Annotated in this window: 18 protein-coding genes; 11 read left to right on the top strand and 7 right to left on the bottom strand. The window is 55.8% G+C overall.

The window, feature by feature from the left end; translation table 11 throughout:
• Positions 1–20 precede the first annotated feature (20 nt).
• The 8 genes from AAIE02_RS20020 to AAIE02_RS19985 all read left to right on the top strand — a co-directional run bounded on the left by AAIE02_RS20020 (position 21) and on the right by AAIE02_RS19985 (position 10,225).
• On the top strand, positions 21–599 hold the full coding sequence (locus tag AAIE02_RS20020) for a YecA/YgfB family protein (protein WP_008461600.1): 579 nt from the start codon (positions 21–23) through the stop codon (positions 597–599).
• A gap of 23 nt (positions 600–622) precedes the next feature.
• Positions 623–1,939, top strand: a complete 1,317-nt coding sequence (gene pepP / locus AAIE02_RS20015) for a Xaa-Pro aminopeptidase (RefSeq protein ID WP_008461601.1) — start codon at positions 623–625, stop codon at positions 1,937–1,939.
• Entirely contained in the window at positions 1,936–3,114 is a 1,179-nt protein-coding gene (ubiH, locus tag AAIE02_RS20010) for a 2-octaprenyl-6-methoxyphenyl hydroxylase (RefSeq protein WP_498533121.1), read from the top strand. The genes pepP and ubiH overlap by 4 nt, the downstream gene beginning before the upstream one ends.
• A gap of 12 nt (positions 3,115–3,126) precedes the next feature.
• Entirely contained in the window at positions 3,127–4,326 is a 1,200-nt protein-coding gene (gene ubiI / locus AAIE02_RS20005; RefSeq protein WP_498533120.1) for an FAD-dependent 2-octaprenylphenol hydroxylase, read from the top strand.
• 492 nt (positions 4,327–4,818) lie between these two features.
• On the top strand, positions 4,819–5,916 hold the full coding sequence (gene gcvT, locus AAIE02_RS20000; RefSeq protein WP_498533119.1) for a glycine cleavage system aminomethyltransferase GcvT: 1,098 nt from the start codon (positions 4,819–4,821) through the stop codon (positions 5,914–5,916).
• A gap of 29 nt (positions 5,917–5,945) precedes the next feature.
• Positions 5,946–6,335: a glycine cleavage system protein GcvH gene (gene gcvH / locus AAIE02_RS19995; RefSeq protein WP_008461608.1), complete on the top strand. Its 390-nt coding sequence runs from the start codon at positions 5,946–5,948 to the stop codon at positions 6,333–6,335.
• A gap of 55 nt (positions 6,336–6,390) precedes the next feature.
• Positions 6,391–9,264: an aminomethyl-transferring glycine dehydrogenase gene (gene gcvP, locus AAIE02_RS19990; protein ID WP_498533118.1), complete on the top strand. Its 2,874-nt coding sequence runs from the start codon at positions 6,391–6,393 to the stop codon at positions 9,262–9,264.
• 217 nt (positions 9,265–9,481) lie between these two features.
• The gene (locus AAIE02_RS19985) at positions 9,482–10,225 is read left to right on the top strand and encodes an SDR family oxidoreductase (protein WP_008461610.1); all 744 of its coding nucleotides are present in this window, start codon (positions 9,482–9,484) and stop codon (positions 10,223–10,225) included.
• Between the two features lie 43 nt (positions 10,226–10,268).
• On the opposite strand, the gene AAIE02_RS19980 is transcribed toward AAIE02_RS19985, so the two are convergent.
• Genes AAIE02_RS19980 through AAIE02_RS19970 form a run of 3 tightly spaced genes read right to left on the bottom strand, consistent with a single transcriptional unit; the run spans position 10,269 to position 11,959 of the window.
• Positions 10,269–10,541 carry a pentapeptide MXKDX repeat protein gene (locus tag AAIE02_RS19980; RefSeq protein WP_008461611.1) on the bottom strand — a complete coding sequence of 91 codons (273 nt, stop codon included), beginning with the start codon at positions 10,539–10,541 and terminating at the stop codon, positions 10,269–10,271.
• A 35-nt stretch (positions 10,542–10,576) separates the two neighbouring features.
• On the bottom strand, positions 10,577–11,338 hold the full coding sequence (locus AAIE02_RS19975; protein WP_008461612.1) for a molybdopterin-dependent oxidoreductase: 762 nt from the start codon (positions 11,336–11,338) through the stop codon (positions 10,577–10,579).
• A gap of 9 nt (positions 11,339–11,347) precedes the next feature.
• A complete protein-coding gene (locus AAIE02_RS19970) occupies positions 11,348–11,959 on the bottom strand; it encodes a cytochrome b/b6 domain-containing protein (RefSeq protein WP_008461613.1) in 612 nt (203 codons plus the stop codon).
• A 144-nt stretch (positions 11,960–12,103) separates the two neighbouring features.
• On the opposite strand from AAIE02_RS19970, the gene AAIE02_RS19965 reads away from it, so the two are divergent.
• Together AAIE02_RS19965 and AAIE02_RS19960 are read left to right on the top strand one after the other, a co-directional pair.
• On the top strand, positions 12,104–12,817 hold the full coding sequence (locus tag AAIE02_RS19965) for a winged helix-turn-helix domain-containing protein (RefSeq protein WP_008461615.1): 714 nt from the start codon (positions 12,104–12,106) through the stop codon (positions 12,815–12,817).
• A gap of 4 nt (positions 12,818–12,821) precedes the next feature.
• Positions 12,822–14,288, top strand: a complete 1,467-nt coding sequence (locus tag AAIE02_RS19960; RefSeq protein WP_336708725.1) for a sensor histidine kinase — start codon at positions 12,822–12,824, stop codon at positions 14,286–14,288.
• A gap of 71 nt (positions 14,289–14,359) precedes the next feature.
• Here the strand turns inward: AAIE02_RS19960 and AAIE02_RS19955 are convergent, their stop codons facing one another.
• The 3 genes from AAIE02_RS19955 to AAIE02_RS19945 all read right to left on the bottom strand — a co-directional run bounded on the left by AAIE02_RS19955 (position 14,360) and on the right by AAIE02_RS19945 (position 17,324).
• Positions 14,360–15,793 (bottom strand): 6-phospho-beta-glucosidase, encoded by a 1,434-nt coding sequence (locus tag AAIE02_RS19955; protein ID WP_498533117.1) that lies wholly within the window; start codon positions 15,791–15,793, stop codon positions 14,360–14,362.
• 166 nt (positions 15,794–15,959) lie between these two features.
• Positions 15,960–16,688: a MurR/RpiR family transcriptional regulator gene (locus AAIE02_RS19950; RefSeq protein WP_336708727.1), complete on the bottom strand. Its 729-nt coding sequence runs from the start codon at positions 16,686–16,688 to the stop codon at positions 15,960–15,962.
• 42 nt (positions 16,689–16,730) lie between these two features.
• Positions 16,731–17,324 (bottom strand): HD domain-containing protein, encoded by a 594-nt coding sequence (locus AAIE02_RS19945; protein WP_498533116.1) that lies wholly within the window; start codon positions 17,322–17,324, stop codon positions 16,731–16,733.
• A 174-nt stretch (positions 17,325–17,498) separates the two neighbouring features.
• Between AAIE02_RS19945 and trhA the strand changes: the two genes are divergently transcribed.
• On the top strand, positions 17,499–18,152 hold the full coding sequence (gene trhA, locus AAIE02_RS19940) for a PAQR family membrane homeostasis protein TrhA (RefSeq protein WP_008461624.1): 654 nt from the start codon (positions 17,499–17,501) through the stop codon (positions 18,150–18,152).
• A gap of 58 nt (positions 18,153–18,210) precedes the next feature.
• Here trhA and ygfZ read toward each other — a convergent pair whose 3' ends face one another.
• Positions 18,211–19,197: a tRNA-modifying protein YgfZ gene (gene ygfZ / locus AAIE02_RS19935; protein WP_498533115.1), complete on the bottom strand. Its 987-nt coding sequence runs from the start codon at positions 19,195–19,197 to the stop codon at positions 18,211–18,213.
• Positions 19,198–19,250: the final 53 nt, after the last annotated feature.

The following is a 19,250-nucleotide window of genomic DNA, read 5'->3' as shown; positions in this document are numbered from 1 at the left end:
GCCAACGATGACGAATGCGCATGTCAATACAGAACGCAATGCCGGACTACGACTTAGTCGGCCAACTTTTGAACCAACAGGGCGTGGGTCTGACGCCTGCAGAAATGCACGGCTTGATCAGCGGCATGCTGTGCGGTGGTAACAAAGACACCAGCTGGCAAACGCTGTTACATGACCTGACCAACGAAGGCCTGGCCTTTAGCCAGAACCTAGCTGATCCGCTGCGTCAGATGCACGGCGCCATTGGCGATGCGCTGGAAGACGAAGGCTTCCTGTTCCAGCTTTATCTGCCGGACGGAGATGATGTCTCCGTTTTCGATCGCGCCGATGCGCTTTCCGGCTGGGTAAACCACTTCCTGCTGGGCCTTGGCGTCATGCAGAGCAAGCTCGACAAAGTCACCGGTGAAACCGGCGAAGCCATTGACGATCTGCGTAATATTGCCCAGCTGGGTTACGACGAGGACGAAGACCAGGAAGAGCTGGAGATGTCGCTCGAAGAGATCATTGAATATGTGCGTGTTGCCGCGCTGCTGTGCCACGACACCTTTACTCACGCGGCACCGACCGCGCCAGAGGTACGCAAACCTACGCTCCACTAACGATCAAAAAATCAGGAGATGTGATGACCCAGCAGGAATTTCTTCGCCGCCGCCAGGCGCTACTGGCGAAAATGGTGCCCGGCAGCGCTGCGTTAATTTTCGCGGCTCCGGAAGCGACCCGCAATGCCGACAGCGAATACCCTTATCGGCAGAGCAGCGATTTTTGGTACTTCACCGGCTTTAACGAGCCGGAAGCCGTGCTGGTGCTCATTAAAAGCGATGAGTCGCATAATCACAGCGTGCTGTTCAACCGCGTGCGGGATAAAAGTGCAGAAATTTGGTTTGGCCGCAGGCTTGGCCAGGACGCTGCCCCGCAGAAGTTAGGGGTGGATCGCGCGCTGTCCTTCAGCGAAATCGGTGAGCAATTACATCTCCTGCTAAACGGTCTGGATGCGGTTTACCACGCTCAGGGCGAGTACGAATATGCGGATAACATCGTTTTTGCCGCGCTGGATAAGTTGCGTCGTGGTTCGCGTCAAAATCTCGCTGCGCCCGCAACCCTGACCGACTGGCGTCCGACGGTACACGAACTACGCCTCTTCAAATCCGAAGAAGAGATTGCCGTTATGCGTCGTGCCGGCGAGATTTCCGCGCTGGCGCATACTCGTGCCATGCAGGCCTGCCGCCCGGGAATGTTTGAATATCAGCTCGAGGGTGAAATTCACCACGAGTTTACTCGCCACGGCGCGCGTTATCCTTCGTACACCACTATTGTGGGTGGCGGTGAGAACGGTTGCATTCTGCACTACACCGAAAACGAAAGTGAACTGCGCGACGGAGATCTGGTGCTGATAGACGCCGGATGTGAATACCAAAGCTACGCCGGAGACATCACGCGCACTTTCCCTGTTAACGGCAAATTCAGCCCGGCGCAGCGTGAAATTTACGACATCGTGCTGGAATCGCTCGAAACCTCGCTAAAACTCTACCGGCCGGGCACGTCCATGCAGGAAGTGACGACGGAAGTGGTGCGCATCATGGTTAAGGGGCTGGTGAAGCTCGGTATTCTGAAAGGCGATATCGATCATCTGATCGCCAATAACGCCCACCGCGCGTTCTTTATGCATGGCCTGAGCCACTGGCTGGGGCTGGACGTGCACGACGTGGGCGCTTACGGGCAGGACAGGTCACGCGTGCTGGAGCCGGGTATGGTCATCACCGTCGAACCTGGGCTTTATATTGCTCCGGATGCGGACGTGCCCGCGCAGTATCGTGGCATTGGCATCCGCATTGAAGACGACATTGTGATCACCAAAGACGGCAACGAGAACTTGACCGCCAGCGTGGTGAAGTCGGCAGACGATATCGAAGCGCTGATGGCAGCGGCGCGTCAGCCATGAGCGTCATCATTGTTGGCGGTGGGATGGCGGGGGCGACGCTGGCATTAGCCATATCGACCCTCACCCAGGGGAAATTGCCGGTGCACCTCATCGAGGCGATTGCCCCGGACTCAGCCGCTCATCCGGGGTTTGATGCCAGAGCCATCGCGCTCGCCCAGGGCACCCGGCAGCAGTTGGCCCGCATTGGCGTATGGTCTGCGCTCGTCGACTGCGCCACGGCAATTAAAACCGTGCACGTCAGCGACAAAGGCCACGCCGGCTTCGTCACCCTTGAAGCTGAGGATTACCAGATTGATGCGCTTGGGCAGGTTGTGGAGCTGCACGACGTCGGGCTGCGTCTTTTTAGCCTGCTGCGTAAAGCGCCTGGCGTAACGCTGCACTGCCCGCAGCGCGTTTCGTCGTTTACCCGGCATGAGCATAGCGTGCAGGTTGTGCTGGATAACGGCGTTGAGCTGCAGGGCAACGTTTTGGTTGCCGCGGATGGCACCCGTTCTAAGCTGGCGGCACAGTGCGGCATCACCTGGCAGCCGCAGAGCTACCAGCAGATCGCCGTGATTGCCAACGTCACTACTTCTGAACCCCATCATGGCCGGGCATTTGAGCGCTTTACCGAATTCGGGCCAATCGCCATGCTGCCGATGTCCGACGGGCGCTGCTCGCTGGTCTGGTGCCATGCGCTGGATGCCCGTGACGAGGTTGAAAGCTGGAGCGAAGCAGCGTTTTGTCAGCAGCTTCAGCGTGCCTTTGGCTGGCGGCTGGGGCGAATTACCCATGCAGGCATTCGTCATCATTATCCTCTGGCGTTACAACAGGCTTCTCAGACCGTATCCCATCGCCTGGCGCTGGTAGGCAATGCCGCGCAAACGCTGCATCCGATAGCCGGGCAGGGGTTCAACCTTGGCCTGCGCGACGTTATGTCGCTGGCTGAAGGGTTGGCAGAGGCGCACGCTGCAGGCACGGATGTCGGCAGCTTCCCGGTTCTGGCTGCTTATCAGCAGCGCCGTGCCGCAGATAAAGCGGCAACCATTGGCGTCACTGACGGGCTGGTTAAGCTGTTTGCTAACCGCTGGGCACCGCTGGTGGCGGGCCGTAACCTTGGCCTGATGGCGATGGAACATTTTACTCCGGCACGAGACGTGCTGGCTCAGCGCACCCTGGGTTGGGTGGCGCGTTAAAGGAGAGTCAATTTGCAAAGCGTAGATGTGGCGATTGTCGGCGGCGGCATGGTGGGGCTGGCGGTGGCCTGCGGACTTCAGGGCAGCGGCCTGCGCGTTGCGGTCATTGAAAGTCATCTTCCCCAGCCGCTCGGGCCTGACGCTGCCCCGGAACTGCGCGTTTCGGCTATCAATGCGGCGAGCGAAAAGCTGCTGACGCATTTGGGCGCGTGGCCAAAAATCAGCGAGCGAGCCAGCAGCTATCACGGGATGGAAGTCTGGGAGCGAGACAGCTTCGGGCAAATCGCCTTTGATGATAAGAGCTTCGGTTTTAGCCACCTGGGGCACATCATCGAAAACTCGGTGATCCACCAGGCGCTGTGGCAACGTGCGGAGCAATGCAGCGACATCAGCCTGATGGCACCCGTGGACATTCACCAGGTCGCCTGGGGTGAAAACGACGCGTTCCTGACCCTGAAAGACGGCACAATGCTAACTGCAAGGTTGGTGGTGGGCGCAGATGGCGCCAACTCCTGGCTGCGGGACAAAGCCGATATCCCGCTGACGTTCTGGGACTATAACCATCATGCGCTGGTAGCGACGATTCGTACCGCCGAGCCGCATCAGGCCGTCGCACGTCAGGTGTTCCACGGCGAAGGCATTCTGGCATTTCTGCCGCTTTCTGACCCACATCTTTGCTCTATTGTCTGGTCGCTGTCGCCGGAAGAAGCGGCTCGTATGCAGCAGGCCGACGATGAAGCGTTTAACCAGGCGCTTTCCGTTGCGTTTAACATGCGTCTCGGCCTGTGTTCTGTTGAAAGCGAGCGCCGCACCTTCCCGTTGACGGGCCGCTACGCCCGCATCTTTGCCGGCCATCGTCTGGCGCTGGTGGGCGATGCCGCCCATACCATTCACCCGCTGGCCGGGCAGGGCGTCAACCTCGGTTTTATGGATGCCGCGGAATTGATTGCGGAAATTCGCCGCCTGCATCGCGAAGGCAAAGATTTTGGGCAGCATCTCTACCTGCGTCGCTATGAGCGCAGCCGCAAGCACAGCGCGGCGGTGATGCTGGCCAGTATGCAAGGCTTCCGCGATTTGTTCGCCGGCAGCAACCCGGCGAAAAAACTCCTCAGAGATATTGGCCTGAAGCTTGCCGATACGCTGCCGGGAGTTAAACCTCAGTTGGTTCGCCAGGCGATGGGGTTGCAAGATCTGCCATCCTGGCTGCAATAAATACTCGTCATACTTCGATCTACACGGGGGTGAGCAGTACTCACCCACCTGATGGAATCTATAGTGATAACCCCGTCACATTTCCCTTCCCGATGACCGGGAAGGGTATCTGCTCCCTCGTTTGAAATATTCTAATCTCAGGACAAATCTCGGATTACATTTTCTAATCTTACAAATTATGCGATGTAGTCAATTTGTTTCTGAAATGGTCGTAAATGTTAGCCAGTGCTAAATTCGACACTAAATACCTGCTGTTAATGTGGAGTGAATCGCATTTTTACAGTCAATTACTCTGCACACTTCCTCTCTCATTTTGGTCATAAGCTAATGCAATGACCGTTTTTCGCTTATGGTTTACGCCCCCGTTCGGTGGTAAGTTCAGGTCAAAGGTAACGTTTGCGTCGCTATCGGGGAACGGTGGCGATGCCGGGTTTCGTCTGACGGTTGGCAAAGCCAAATCCGCCTTGCCACCAGATGGTTAAAGAGGAAAAGATGACTCAACAGACCCCCTTATTTGAACAGCACACGCTCTGCGGTGCCCGCATGGTTGATTTCCACGGCTGGATGATGCCGCTGCACTACGGCTCGCAAATTGATGAGCACCACGCCGTACGCACCGACGCCGGTATGTTCGACGTGTCGCACATGACCATCGTCGATCTGCACGGCAGCCGTACCCGCGAGTTTCTGCGTTACTTAGTCGCCAACGACGTCGCCAAACTCACCCAGCCGGGCAAAGCGCTTTACACTGCCATGCTCAATGCTTCCGGCGGCGTGATTGACGACCTGATTATCTATTTCCTCACCGAAGACAATTTCCGCCTCGTTGTTAACTCCGCTACTCGTGAAAAAGACCTTGCCTGGATCAACCAGCACGCTGAACCGTTTGGCGTGTCCGTCACCGTGCGTGACGACCTGGCGCTGATTGCCGTTCAGGGGCCGAATGCGAAGGCCAAAGCCGCCACGCTGTTTAGCGAAGCGCAGCGTAAAGCCGTTGAAGGCATGAAACCGTTCTTTGGCGTGCAGTCCGGTGATTTGTTTATTGCCACCACCGGCTACACCGGCGAAGCGGGCTATGAAATTGCGATGCCGAACGACAAGGCCGCGGGATTCTGGGCGCAGCTGGTTGAAGCGGGCGTTAAGCCTTGCGGCCTGGGCGCTCGCGACACGCTGCGTCTTGAAGCTGGCATGAACCTTTACGGCCAGGACATGGACGAAGGCGTTTCTCCACTAGCCGCGAACATGGGCTGGACCATCGCGTGGCAGCCTGAAGATCGTGATTTTATTGGCCGTGAAGCGCTGGAAGCACAGCGCGCGAACGGTACCGAAGAGCTGGTTGGCTTGATCATGACCGAAAAAGGCGTATTACGTAATGAGCTGCCGGTACGGTTTACCGACGCGCAGGGCAATACGCACGAAGGGGCAATCACCAGCGGCACCTTCTCGCCAACGCTCGGCTACAGCATTGCGCTGGCTCGCGTCCCGGCGGGCATCGGTGAAACGGCGATCGTGCAGATCCGCAACCGCGAAATGCCGGTCAAAGTCACCAAACCTATTTTTGTTCGCGCCGGTAAGCCGGTCGCGCTTTAAATTTTGAAATCAGGTATCAGGAGAAAACAATGAGCAATGTGCCGAACGAACTGAAATACAGCAAAGAGCACGAATGGCTGCGTAAAGAAGCTGATGGCAGCTACACCGTAGGCATCACCGAACACGCACAGGAACTGCTGGGCGACATGGTATTTGTTGACCTGCCTGAAGTGGGCGCCACCGTTTCTGCCGGTGATGATTGTGCCGTTGCTGAATCCGTGAAAGCGGCTTCTGACATCTACGCCCCAATCAGCGGTGAAATCGTTGCGGTCAACGACGCGCTGAGCGACAGCCCGGAGCTGGTCAACAGCGAACCTTACGGCGAAGGCTGGATCTTCAAAATTAAAGCCAGCGACGAAGCACAGGTTGCCGCGCTGCTGGATGCTTCTGCCTATGAAGCACTGTTAGAAGACGAGTAATTTTTAAACCCCTCTCCCTGGTGGGGAGGGGAAACCATTTCAGGAATCACCGCTCATGACCCAGTCTTTACGTCAGTTAGAGAATCACGAAGCGTTTATCGATCGTCACATTGGCCCGGACGCGCAGCAGCAGCAAGAGATGCTGGAGACCGTCGGCGCGAAGACGCTCCCCGACCTGATCGCCAGCATTGTCCCGCAGGATATTCAGCTTGCTGAGCCGCCTCAGATTGGCGCCGCGGCGACCGAGTTTGCGGCCCTGGCAGAGTTAAAAGGCATTGCCAGCCGCAATAAACGCTTCAAAACTTACATTGGCATGGGTTACACCGCGGTACAAACGCCGCCGGTGATTCTGCGTAACATGCTGGAAAACCCAGGCTGGTACACCGCCTACACGCCTTACCAGCCTGAAGTTTCCCAGGGGCGTCTTGAAGCGCTGCTGAACTTCCAGCAGGTCACGCTTGACCTGACCGGCATGGATATCGCTTCCGCTTCTCTGCTTGATGAAGCTACCGCGGCAGCCGAAGCCATGGCGATGGCTAAGCGCGTCAGCAAGCTGAAAAACGCTAACCGTTTCTTCGTGGCCTCTGACGTTCATCCACAAACGCTGGACGTGGTGCGTACCCGCGCGGAAACCTTCGGTTTTGACGTCATTGTCGATGATGCGGCGAAAGTGCTGGACCATCAGGATGTGTTCGGCGTGCTGCTTCAGCAGGTGGGCACCACCGGCGAAGTGCATGATTACACGGCTCTGATTGCCGAGCTGAAACAGCGCAAAGTTGTGGTCAGCGTAGCCGCAGATTTCATGACGCTGGTGATGCTGACCGCGCCGGGCAAACAGGGCGCGGACATTGTCTTCGGCTCTGCCCAGCGCTTCGGTGTCCCAATGGGCTACGGCGGCCCGCACGCGGCGTTCTTCGGCGCTCGCGATGAATTTAAACGTTCCATGCCAGGCCGTATTATCGGCGTTTCCCGCGATGCCGCTGGCCGCACCGCGCTGCGCATGGCGATGCAAACCCGCGAGCAGCACATCCGCCGCGAGAAGGCGAACTCCAACATCTGTACTTCCCAGGTGCTGTTGGCGAACATTGCCAGCCTGTATGCGGCCTTCCACGGCCCGGCTGGCCTGAAACGCATTGCAGGCCGAATCCACCGCCTGACCGACATTCTGGCCGCTGGCCTGCAGCAGAAAGGGCTGGTTCTGCGCCACAAACACTGGTTCGACACCCTTTGTGTTGAAGTGGCTGATAAAGCCGCCGTGCTGGCGCGTGCCGAAGCGCGTGAAATTAACCTGCGTAGCGACATCCTGAACGCGGTAGGCATCACTCTTGATGAAGCCACCACCCGTGAAGATGTTGTTGCTCTGTTCGACGTGCTGCTGGGCGATGCTCACGGCCTGGGTATCGACAAGCTGGATCGTGACGTTGCCAACGACAGCCAGTCCATTCCGGCTCCGATGCTGCGTGATGACGAGATCCTGACCCACCCGGTCTTTAATCGCTACCACAGCGAAACCGAGATGATGCGCTACATGCACTCTCTGGAGCGTAAAGATCTGGCGCTCAACCAGGCGATGATCCCGCTCGGCTCCTGCACCATGAAGCTGAACGCCGCGGCCGAAATGATCCCGATCACCTGGCCGGAATTTGCCGAGCTGCACCCGTTCTGCCCGGCAAACCAGGCCGAAGGCTACCACCAGATGATCGCCCAGCTGTCCGACTGGCTGGTGAAACTGACCGGCTACGACGCGCTGTGCATGCAGCCGAACTCCGGCGCCCAGGGCGAATACGCTGGCTTGCTGGCTATCCGCCGCTACCACGAAAGCCGCAACGAAGGCAGCCGCAACATCTGCCTGATCCCAAGCTCTGCGCACGGTACCAACCCGGCTTCGGCGCAAATGGCGGGTATGGAAGTGATCGTCGTGGCCTGTGATAAACAAGGCAACATCGATCTGCAGGATCTGCGTGTTAAAGCTGAACAGGCGGGCGAAGCGCTCTCCTGCATCATGGTGACTTACCCGTCCACTCACGGCGTGTACGAAGAAACGATCCGCGAAGTGTGCCAGATCGTGCATCAGTTTGGGGGCCAGGTTTACCTGGACGGCGCTAATATGAACGCCCAGGTGGGGATCACCACGCCGGGGTATATCGGCGCGGACGTTTCACACCTCAACCTGCACAAAACCTTCTGCATTCCGCACGGCGGCGGCGGCCCGGGCATGGGCCCAATCGGCGTGAAAGCGCATCTGGCTCCGTTTGTACCGGGCCACAGCGTGGTGCAGATTGAAGAGATGCTGACCCAGCAAGGCGCGGTTTCCGCCGCCCCGTTTGGCAGCGCCTCTATTCTGCCAATCAGCTGGATGTACATCCGCATGATGGGCGCGGACGGCCTGAAGAAAGCCAGCTCCGTAGCGATTTTGAACGCCAACTACATCGCGACCCGCCTGAAATCCGCGTATCCGGTGCTGTACACCGGCGCGAATGGCCGTGTGGCTCACGAATGTATTCTGGATATTCGTCCGCTGAAAGAAGAAACCGGCATCAGCGAGCTGGATATCGCCAAGCGCCTGATCGACTTCGGCTTCCACGCGCCAACCATGTCGTTCCCGGTAGCGGGCACGCTGATGGTTGAGCCAACCGAATCCGAAAGCAAAGTGGAGCTGGACCGCTTTATTAATGCGATGCTGTCCATCCGCAGCGAAATCGACCGCGTCGTTGCAGGCGAATGGCCGCTGGAAGACAACCCGCTGGTGAACGCGCCGCACACTCAGGATGAAATTGTTGCCGAGTGGGCGCACCCGTACACCCGTGAACTGGCGGTCTTCCCGGCAGGTCACGGCAATAAATACTGGCCAACCGTGAAGCGCCTTGACGACGTTTACGGCGACCGCAATCTGTTCTGCTCCTGCGTGCCGATGAGCGAGTACGAATAGTTTTTACAGATTGAATCAAGGGCACTTCGGTGCCCTAAAGACTGCTGACAATCCTCTGGTGATAGTAGAAATGCTAGACGATTCGTCAAAAAAATAAGGAAAATCAATTTATTGATTTTCGGCTGATAATCACAAAGAGGAAAAAACCACGCTTTTTTCCTCTTTGTCATCAACCTTAAGGGCACTTCGGTGCCCTTTCTTGTTTCTGGAGAGTCACATGAAGATAGCTTTGGTTACCGGCGGCAGCCGGGGAATGGGTAAAGCAACCTCGCTTTTGCTGGCTCAGCATGGTTATAAAGTGGTGGTGAACTACCTCCGCAATAAGCAGGCTGCGGATGAAGTGGTCAAGACGATCATTGCCCAGGGCGGAGAAGCGCTGGCGCTGCGGGCGGATATTGCCGATGAGCTGCAGGTGATGGCGATGTTCGCCGAAATCGATAACGCATTTGGGCCGCTGACCGCCCTGGTGAATAACGCCGGCATCTTGTTCCAGCAATCGACCATTGAAAACCTTACGGCGGAACGTATCAATCGCGTGCTGACGACAAACGTTACCGGATATTTTCTCTGCTGCCGGGAAGCGGTGAAGCGCATGGCATGGCGTCACGGTGGGGAAGGTGGAGCCATTGTGAATGTCTCTTCTGCCGCGTCCCGCTTAGGCGCTGCTGGGGAATATGTTGATTATGCCGCGTCCAAAGGAGCCGTCGATACGTTGACCACCGGGCTGGCGGTAGAGGTTGCCGCGCAGGGAATCCGCGTGAACGGCGTGCGGCCCGGTTTTATTTATACCGAAATGCATGCTTCCGGTGGAGAAGCGGGGAGAGTTGATCGGGTGAAAACGGCATTGCCGATGCAGCGCGGCGGTCAGCCGGAAGAGATCGCGGAGGCCATTCTATGGCTGCTGAGCGAAAAGGCATCTTACGTGACCGGCACCTTTATTGATGCGGCAGGTGGGAAATGAGTTCGCTACGCCAGAAGAGGGTGAGACTGGCGTAGCGTCAGGCTTATTGCTTGCTCATGCTGTCTTTCGCCATACCGTCTTTGGCCATGCTGTCTTTGCCCATAGGGTCTTTGCTCATCCCGTCTTTCTTCATGCCATCTTTGGACATGCAATCTTTCTTCATGCCGTCTTTGTTCATGCCGTCTTTACAGGTGTGGGTCATTTTGCCCATGCCGTCTTTGGCCATGGAATCCTTGCTCATCGAGTCGGCAGCGTTAGCCCCGGCGATACCGAACAGCATGGTGGAGCACAGCAGGGCAGCGTAGATCTTTTTCATGATGTATTTCCTTGATTTTGCAGTGAGACAGAGAGTTAACTACCACCGAACCAGTTATAGCCCTGGTCTTCCCAGTAGCCGCCGGGGTAGCGATTGGTGACTTCAATGACCTGAATATGCTTCGGGTTCTTGTAGCCGAGTTTGGTAGGGATACGCAGTTTCATCGGGTAGCCATATTTGCGCGGCAGGACTTTGCCATCCCAGGTTAAAGCAATCAGCGTTTGTGGATGCAGCGCGGTGGCCATATCAATGCTGGTGTAGTAGTCATCCGCGCATTTAAAGCTGACGTATTTGGCTCGCAGGTCGGCGCCAATCCCTTTCAGGAACAGGGCAAAAGGGACGCCGCCCCATTTACCGATGGCGCTCCAGCCTTCGACGCAGATATGGCGGGTCACCTGGCTGACCTGCGCCATCTGGTGCAGCTGTGCCAGCGTCCACGGGCGCTTGTCGGTAATTAGCCCGGCAAGCTCCAGGCGGTAGCTGTCGCCGTTGATGTCCGGCGCCTCGTCCTCGCCGTAAAAGGCGTTAAACGGGAAGTTAGCGTCGATCATGCTTTCCGGGTAAACCGGTGCCAGTTGGCTGCCGTTAAACAGCCAGGCCTGAATGCGGTCGTTAAAACGTGAAATCTTGCTGAGCGAACTTTCAACCGTGGCGTTATCGCTGATATCGCAGCCGGTGAGCATCGCGATGCCGCCGAGCGTTAAGCTCTGCTTTAAAAAACGACGGCGGCCTTCCTGCGTGAGCTGCTTATTAATCAGTTGCGTCGCTTCTTTAATGATTTCGTTTTTATCGCTCATGTTTCTTCCTCAGCGGCCACGGAGCATGGCGAGCAACGTGCGGGGCACCAGCGCCACCATCAGCAGATGAATCACCACGAAACCGACCAGGGCGGACATGGCATAAAAGTGGATAAACCTCGCTGTGTCATAGCCGCCAAGCAATTCTCGCAGCAGGGCAAACTGCACGGATTTCCACACGACGAGGCCGGAAATAACCAGTAGCAGGCTATCGGCGATAACAAACAGATAGGCCGCCTTTTGCACCATGTTGTAATGGCTCAGGTCAGCGTGGGCTAATTTCCCCCGCAGCGCCGCAAAGGCGTCCTGGAAGAATTCGCGAGGCGATAAGGGCCAGTATTTCTGCTTAAAGCGGCCGCTGAAGAGATTGCACAGCAGATAAATCACGCCGTTGACCGCAAACAGCCACATCCCGGCGAAGTGCCACTGCAGCGCGCCACCCAGCCAGCCGCCGAGTGTCAGTTCGTTGGCAAACTGGAAATGAAACAGCGGAGAGGCGTTATAAATGCGCCAGCCGCTGGTGACCATAATCAGGATCGCCAGCGCATTCAGCCAGTGGCAGAGCCTCAGCCATAGCGGGTGAATGAGCGTTGGGGCGGTATGCAGCGTTGAGCTTTCCATCGTCCGGCTTCCTCGTGATTCGATGCAGCGAGTATTGGCCAGATTTGTTCCCCATTGCCTCACGCAAAGTTAAATTAAATGTGACAACTTAACCGACGCGAGTTGTGTAAACTTTGGCTATGCCAGCGTGTGGGGACAGACAAAGTGAATCAGGCAAAAAAAATACTGATCGTAGAAGACGACGAAAATATCGCCGAGCTTCTGCAGCTGCATTTGCGGGAAGAAGGCTTTGAAATTGTGCATGCCGCCGACGGCAATCTCGGCCTGGAAAAGCTCAGGCAGGGCGGCTGGGATGCGCTGATTCTCGATCTGATGCTGCCCGGCGTCGATGGCCTGGAGATTTGCCGCTTTGCCAGAAGCATGACGCGGTACACGCCGATTATTATGATCAGCGCTCGCTCCAGCGAAACGCATCGCGTGCTGGGGCTTGAGCTGGGCGCGGACGACTACCTGGCGAAACCGTTTTCAATGCTCGAACTGGTCGCCCGCGTGAAGGCGCTGTTCCGCCGTCAGGAGGCCATGAGCCAGAACCTCAAGATAGACGCCGGCACGCTGACGTTTGGCCCGCTCACGATTGATCCGCTGGCCAGAGATGTTCGGCTGAATCAGATGCCGATAGATCTCACCCCGCGTGAGTTTGATTTGCTGTACTTTTTCGCCCGCAACCCGGACAAAGTGTTTTCGCGGCTGCACCTGCTCAACCAGGTTTGGGGCTACCAGCACGAAGGCTATGAGCACACCGTAAACACCCACATCAACCGGCTGCGCATCAAGATTGAAGATAACCCGGCGGAGCCGAATTTTATCCGCACCGTGTGGGGTAAAGGCTATAAGTTTACCGCCCTGATACGTGAGTAACCCTATGCGAATTCTTACGCTTTCCCGCCGCCTGACGCTGGTTTTTGCCGTGTTGCTGCTGACCGCCTGCGCCTTTTTGGGCTGGCTGCAGGTGCGTACCAGCACGCAATACAGCCAGGCCGTGATTCAGCAACTCTCCGGTGACCTGGCGCAGCACATCAACCAGAGCTACCCGCTGCTCGGGCAGGATGGGCTGAACAAAGACTCGGTCCGCACGCTGTTCGACCATCTGATGGCCGTTAACCCCAGTGTGGAAGTTTATCTGCTGGATAAACAAGGCAATATCATTGGTGATGCAGCCCCGGATGGGCATATTAAGCGCCATCAGGTCGATCTCGCTCCGCTACGGGCCGCGCTGAACGGCGGCAAATTCCCGCTTTATGGCGACGACCCGCGCAGCCTGGACGGGCAGAAAGTGTTTAGCGTGGCGCCGATGATGCGAGACGGCAAGCTGGAGGGCTATTTGTATGTGGTGCTGCTGGGGGAAACCTACAATCAGCTTGCCAACAGCGCTCAGTTTGATGCCGTTTTAAAGCTAAGCCTGTTTCTGCTCAGCCTGGTCTGCGTGCTGGGGTTGGTGGTGGGCGGCCTGGCGTTTCGCTGGATCACACGCCCGTTACGCGAACTTTCGCAGCACGTTAAGGCGCTAGAATCAGGAGGGATGGCCGAAATGCAGGCCATGGCGGCTCTGCCGCAAAATCCAGGAGGAGATGGGGATGAGCTGGCCCAACTGCGTCACGGGGTGATTGCTATGGCCGGGCGAATCTCCGAGCAGTGGCATAGCCTGACTCAGCAAGATCAGCTGCGGCGCGAGTTTATCGCCAATATCTCCCATGACCTGAGAACGCCGCTAACGTCGCTGCATGGTTACCTGGAAAGCCTCTCGGTCATGTCGGCTACGCTGAGCGAGGCGGAGAAAAAGCGCTATCTGGATATTGCGCTGGCCCAGAGTCAGAAGGTTGGGGCGCTGGCGCAGTCGCTGTTCGAACTGGCCAGGCTGGAATACGGGGTGGTGAAGCCACACAAAGAGAGCTTCTCCCTGAGCGAATTGCTGCAGGATGTGTTCCAGAAATTTGAGCTTCCGGCGCAAACTCGCCAACTTGAACTTTTAGCTGACATCCAGCCAGGACTGCCGCTGATTGAAGCCGATGTCAGCATGATCGAGCGCGTGTTGACTAATCTGTTGGACAACGCCATTCGCCATACGCCGGACAAAGGCATGATTTCAGTCCGGCTGTGGAAAGAGGTGGATAAAGTCATGGTGCAGGTCAGCGACAGCGGGCCAGGTATTCCGCAGGAGCTAAAAGAGGGGCTGTTTGTGCGGCCTTCGATTGTGAATCAATCCCGGCTCAGGGTTGGCGGGCTTGGACTGATGATTGTGCGCCAGATGCTGCAACTGCACGGCAGCGACATTTCGCTGGTGGACCAGCCAAAGCGCGGGGCCTGCTTCCGGTTTGGGTTGCCCGTTTAAATAAAAAAGGCGCCATGAAGGCGCCTTTTGCTTATCAACGCTAAACCACCTCCTATGGAGGTGGTGATCGTTTAGAGATTCTCGCCATTGCTGGCGATCACTTCCTTGTACCAGTTGAAGCTCTTCTTGCGGGAGCGCGACATATCTCCAGTGCCGTCGTCGTGTTTGTTGACGTAGATAAAGCCGTAGCGCTTGCTGTACTGGCCGGTGGTAAACGACACGCAGTCGATGCAGCCCCATGGCGTGTAGCCCATCAGATCCACACCGTCGTAGGTCACGGCTTTTTTCAATTCCTCCACGTGAGCGCGCAGATAATCAATGCGGTAGTCATCGTTGATGGAGCCGTCTGCCTCTACTTTGTCGTAGGCGCCAAAGCCGTTTTCCACGATGAACAGCGGCTTCTGGTAGCGCTCATACAGTTCGCACAGCGCATAGCGCAGGCCAACCGGGTCAATCTGCCAGCCCCAGTCAGAGGCTTTGACGTGCGGGTTCGGCACGCTGCCCTGGAAGCCGGAAAGCGCATCGCCGCTGCCGCCTTCGGCCTGAACGGCGTTCGTCATGTAGTAGCTGAACCCGAGATAATCACAGACGCCTTCGCGCAGGATCTGCTCGTCACCGGCTTCCATTTTAATGTTGAACTCGCGGCGTTCCCATTCGTTCAGTACATAAGACGGGTAATAGCCACGCAGCTGCACGTCGGTAAACACATAGCGTTCACGCATTGATTCTTGCGCAAACATTTGGTCTTCAGGCTTACAGGAGAAGGCGTACAGAGGCACCATGGCGAGCATGCAGCCGATTTTCATCTCAGGGTTGATGCGGTGGCCGATCTTCACCGCCATTGCGCTCGCCACAAACTGGTGGTGCAGCACCTGGTACATCACCTCTTCCGGGTTGTCGTGCTCAGTGTAAACCACACCGGAGCAGCAGTAGCCGAACAGCGGCGCGCGCCAGTTACGCTGGTTATTGATTTCGTTAAAGGTCATCCAGTACTTCACTTTGCTCTTGTAACGCTCGAACACGACTTCGGCGAAACGAACAAAGAAATCGACCACTTTTCGGTTGGTCCAGCCGCCGTATTCGGTCACCAGGTGGTGCGGCATTTCGAAGTGGGATAGGGTGATGACCGGCTCGATATTGTATTTCAGCAGCTCATCGAACATATCGTCGTAGAACTTCAGGCCAGCTTCGTTAGGCTGCTGCTCGTCGCCGTTGGGGAAAATGCGGGTCCAGGCAATGGAGGTACGGAAGCATTTGAAGCCCATCTCGGCAAACAGCTTAATGTCTTCTTTGTAGCGGCCATGAAAATCAATCGCTTCGTGGTTCGGGTAGTATTTCCCGGCTTCGACCTGCAGAGTTATCTCGCGCGGGACGCCGTGGGCGCCGCCCGTCAGTACGTCACAAATGCTTGGGCCTTTACCGTCTTTGTTCCAGCCGCCTTCCACCTGGTGAGCGGCAACCGCACCGCCCCATAAAAAGTCCTTCGGTAACTTAAGTTGTTTCATATTCTTTCATCTCATTGTTAGCGCATAAAATAATGTGCGTAGGTTCACATTGTCGCGCTGAAAGTATTATTTCTGCTTTGGAGTCTAACAAATGAAATGGGATTGTCACGATATAACAAATAGCGTGAATTGTGATTTGTCACAAACAAAAAACAGGGTGTTTTTTTTATAGCATTCTTTTTGCCAGGCGGCGGCCAATGGTTTCAAGAATATAAATAACGGGGATTTGTGTAGTGATGTCATACACTCCGGCGATACGTACCGGTGGAATATGCCAGGAAATATTAAAGTCGGCTAACTTAGCCAGCGACGAGTTCTCATGGCTGGTGACAGACATCACTTTACAGTGGTGAAGGCTGAACTGGCTGGCAAAGCGCAGGATCTCCTCCGTCTCACCTGAAACGGAAAGCACAATAGCCAGCGCGTTTCGTGCCATATCATTGGTGACCGGAAAATAAGGATCATCAATATGGTTGCTAAATTTACCAACGTTTGAGAAAAAACGTGCACCATATTTAGCTAAAGCACCGGATGTTCCCGCGCCAACAAAGATAATACGCTCGGAGGAGCAAATAATATCAACGGCGTGGTCGATTAAATTATCGAATTCTTCATTATTGGTACTTTTAAAAAAACTGATAATTTCGCTGCTGCCGAAATTAGCGGGCTGAATTTCCGTTTGCTCCAGATATAATTTAAAACGAACGCGAAACTCGGAATACCCTTCACAGTTGAGTTTGCGGCAAAAACGCAACACGGTCGTGGTGGAGACTCCTGCGGCATCCGCCAGCTCTCGAATGGTCATGTACATGACTTTGTCTTTGTTTTTAATGACAAAGTTGTACACCATCATTTCGAGGCCGTTCAGGGTGGCGATTGCCGCATGTGTAAACATACTTTTTCTTCCTGCTGGTACGGTGCTTACGGATGGCTGGAACTAACGCAGCCAGCCTTTCTCGTGCGCCCGATATAATTGAAGCTCGACATGTTGCCACAATTCCGGCCAGCTTTCTCCCACCTGCGCATTGCGAGTTAATACCTGCTGCAGGGAAATATTATTCTCTCGCCAGCTCTGCCCTTCGTTATGCAGGTTAAGCAGAATAGGTAAAATGCGATCCAGCGCCCCGGCAAAGCGGGCGTCGGGCGTGGTGTCTGCCTCATATTCTTGCCACAAAGCCAAAAATTGTGGCCCCTGCGGCGCAGGCAACAAACCAAACAGACGCCGTGCCGCCGCCGCTTCTTTTTCGGCGATGGCTTCACGGGCCGCAATGTCATAAACCAGCACATCGCCAACATCGATTTCTACGATGTCGTGCAGCAGCGCCATTTGGATCACGCGCTGAATATTCACCTCTTTTTCGGCCCAGGGGGCGAGGCTCATTGCCGCCATAGCGAAGTGCCAGCTGTGCTCGGCAGAGTTTTCATGTCTTTCATGACCGATGATTTTGGTGCGACGCTGAACCAGCTTCAGCTTATCAATCTCCATCAGGAAATGGATAACCGCACTCATTTCACCAAATGCCTGTTGCATCGTATTTTCCCTGTTTTTTGGCTGTCGTTTGATTGTAAAAGAAATCCTCCAGGCTGACGAAGGGCGTCGTCACAGACGCTCACATATTTATTTTAGCTTACATGTGTTCACTGGAATCATTCTCAGTTAGGCTAGGAACGCTGCGTTATTCTTCTTTATCTCGGGAGGAGCCAGATGGCTCGTAAACCACTTGTCGCGCATGGATATTCTCTGGCAGAGGAAGTAGCCAATAGCATTAGCCACGGCATTGGGTTGGTGTTCGGTATTGTTGGCCTGGTGTTGTTGCTGGTGCAGGCGGTCGATGCCAATGCCAGCGCAACGGCAATTACCAGCTACAGTCTTTACGGCGGCAGCATGATCCTGCTGTTTCTCGCCTCAACGCTTTACCACGCTATTCCACATGAGCGGGCCAAGCGGTGGCTTAAAAAGTTCGACCACTGCGCCATTTACCTGCTGATCGCCGGCACGTATACCCCGTTTTTGCTGGTAGGGCTCAACTCGCCGCTGTCGAAGGGGCTGATGATTGTTATCTGGAGCCTGGCGCTGGCGGGGATCCTGTTTAAGCTCACCATTGCACACCGGTTTAAGGTGTTGTCGCTGGTGACCTATCTGCTGATGGGCTGGCTGTCGCTGGTCGTCATCTACCAAATGGTGGTCAAACTGGCACCGGGCAGCGTTACGCTGCTGGCGATTGGCGGTATTGTTTACTCGCTGGGGGTGATTTTCTACGTCTGCAAACGTATTCCGTACAACCATGCCATCTGGCATGGGTTTGTGCTGGGCGGCAGCGTCTGCCATTTCCTCGCGATTTATCTCTATATTCGTTAAAGCCTCTAACTCGCCAAAATCAAATTATGGAGCCCCGGTTTCGGGGCTCAGTGTTCGATTAATTTTCTTCCAGAGAATAGGGCAGTGGCGCCAGTGAGAGCTTGCTGTTTGCATCATCACGCACGCGCAAGACGCTGTTCGGTTCAAGATCGTTGTTCATCACCGCCTGCACAACAAGACGGCCATCTTCCAATCGTGAAGCGGCCAGCACGGTGCCGGTACGACGCCAGTTTTCACCCATCTGCAACTCAAGATCTTCGCCTGCTTCAGGCACGCGGCTTGCGCTCCCAGCCAGCAGCCAGAGTGCGCGTTTATTTGCCCCGCGGAACTTGGCTCGGGCAACCATTTCCTGGCCGGTGTAGCAGCCTTTTTTAAAGCTGATACCGCCCAGCGCCTGAAGGTTTGTTGCCTGTGGAATAAACTGAGCGCTGTTTACACTATCAATGACCGGCAATCCACCCTCGATATCCAGCGTCAGCCACTGCTGGCTATCATTACGCTGTGCTTCTTCACTGAGTTTTTCGGTTAACGTCTGAGCCGTTTCTTCGTCAGTGACAATCAGGAAGCGCTCCGCCGGCAGATTTAGCCACAACAGAGTTGTTGCGCCGTGCTGGACAACCTGAGTATCTTCATCCGGCAGCGTAGTGAAAACGGCTGCAAGCGCAGAACGCGCCTGGAAACCCGCCAACCCTAACAGGACGCTGGCGTCATCCGCATTGAAAGTGACTTTGGAGAAAACGGAATATTTCTTCAGCTCTGTAAGCTGGGCGTCACGCAGGTTGCGGCGCTCAATAAACGCAAAGCCTCCGCCCCGATGGAACAGACGCAGGTTACTCCACATCTTCCCTTTGGCATCGCAATGGGCGCAGAGCAGATGCTGGCCCGCGTCAAGTTTCGCGACGTCGGCAGTCACCTGACCCTGAAGATATTTCTCAGTGTCTGCACCCACGGCAGTCACGAGAGCCCAGTCGTCGAGCGTCATTAGTGTCAGCGGTAGACGGGCGGCGGCACTGGGCTGGCGAGGAGGAAACGGATTAAAAGCCATAACAAAGATCCCGGGTTATCCAACGGTTTAATTTCTCAATGGTAAAAGAGCCA

The organism is Cedecea sp. Ae19-4 (assembly GCF_059801165.1).
The sequence above is the reverse complement of the archived record's forward strand: the minus strand, read 5'-3'. Positions and strand labels throughout refer to the sequence as shown.

Coding starts and splice junctions, on each gene's coding strand:
- AAIE02_RS20020 (WP_008461600.1), top strand. CDS start 21: ATGTCAATACAGAACGCAATGCCGGACTACGACTTAGTCGGCCAACTT.
- pepP (WP_008461601.1), top strand. CDS start 623: ATGACCCAGCAGGAATTTCTTCGCCGCCGCCAGGCGCTACTGGCGAAA.
- ubiH (WP_498533121.1), top strand. CDS start 1,936: ATGAGCGTCATCATTGTTGGCGGTGGGATGGCGGGGGCGACGCTGGCA.
- gcvT (WP_498533119.1), top strand. CDS start 4,819: ATGACTCAACAGACCCCCTTATTTGAACAGCACACGCTCTGCGGTGCC.
- gcvH (WP_008461608.1), top strand. CDS start 5,946: ATGAGCAATGTGCCGAACGAACTGAAATACAGCAAAGAGCACGAATGG.
- gcvP (WP_498533118.1), top strand. CDS start 6,391: ATGACCCAGTCTTTACGTCAGTTAGAGAATCACGAAGCGTTTATCGAT.
- AAIE02_RS19985 (WP_008461610.1), top strand. CDS start 9,482: ATGAAGATAGCTTTGGTTACCGGCGGCAGCCGGGGAATGGGTAAAGCA.
- AAIE02_RS19980 (WP_008461611.1), bottom strand. CDS start 10,541: ATGAAAAAGATCTACGCTGCCCTGCTGTGCTCCACCATGCTGTTCGGT.
- AAIE02_RS19975 (WP_008461612.1), bottom strand. CDS start 11,338: ATGAGCGATAAAAACGAAATCATTAAAGAAGCGACGCAACTGATTAAT.
- AAIE02_RS19970 (WP_008461613.1), bottom strand. CDS start 11,959: ATGGAAAGCTCAACGCTGCATACCGCCCCAACGCTCATTCACCCGCTA.
- AAIE02_RS19960 (WP_336708725.1), top strand. CDS start 12,822: ATGCGAATTCTTACGCTTTCCCGCCGCCTGACGCTGGTTTTTGCCGTG.
- AAIE02_RS19955 (WP_498533117.1), bottom strand. CDS start 15,793: ATGAAACAACTTAAGTTACCGAAGGACTTTTTATGGGGCGGTGCGGTT.
- AAIE02_RS19950 (WP_336708727.1), bottom strand. CDS start 16,688: ATGTTTACACATGCGGCAATCGCCACCCTGAACGGCCTCGAAATGATG.
- AAIE02_RS19945 (WP_498533116.1), bottom strand. CDS start 17,324: ATGCAACAGGCATTTGGTGAAATGAGTGCGGTTATCCATTTCCTGATG.
- trhA (WP_008461624.1), top strand. CDS start 17,499: ATGGCTCGTAAACCACTTGTCGCGCATGGATATTCTCTGGCAGAGGAA.
- ygfZ (WP_498533115.1), bottom strand. CDS start 19,197: ATGGCTTTTAATCCGTTTCCTCCTCGCCAGCCCAGTGCCGCCGCCCGT.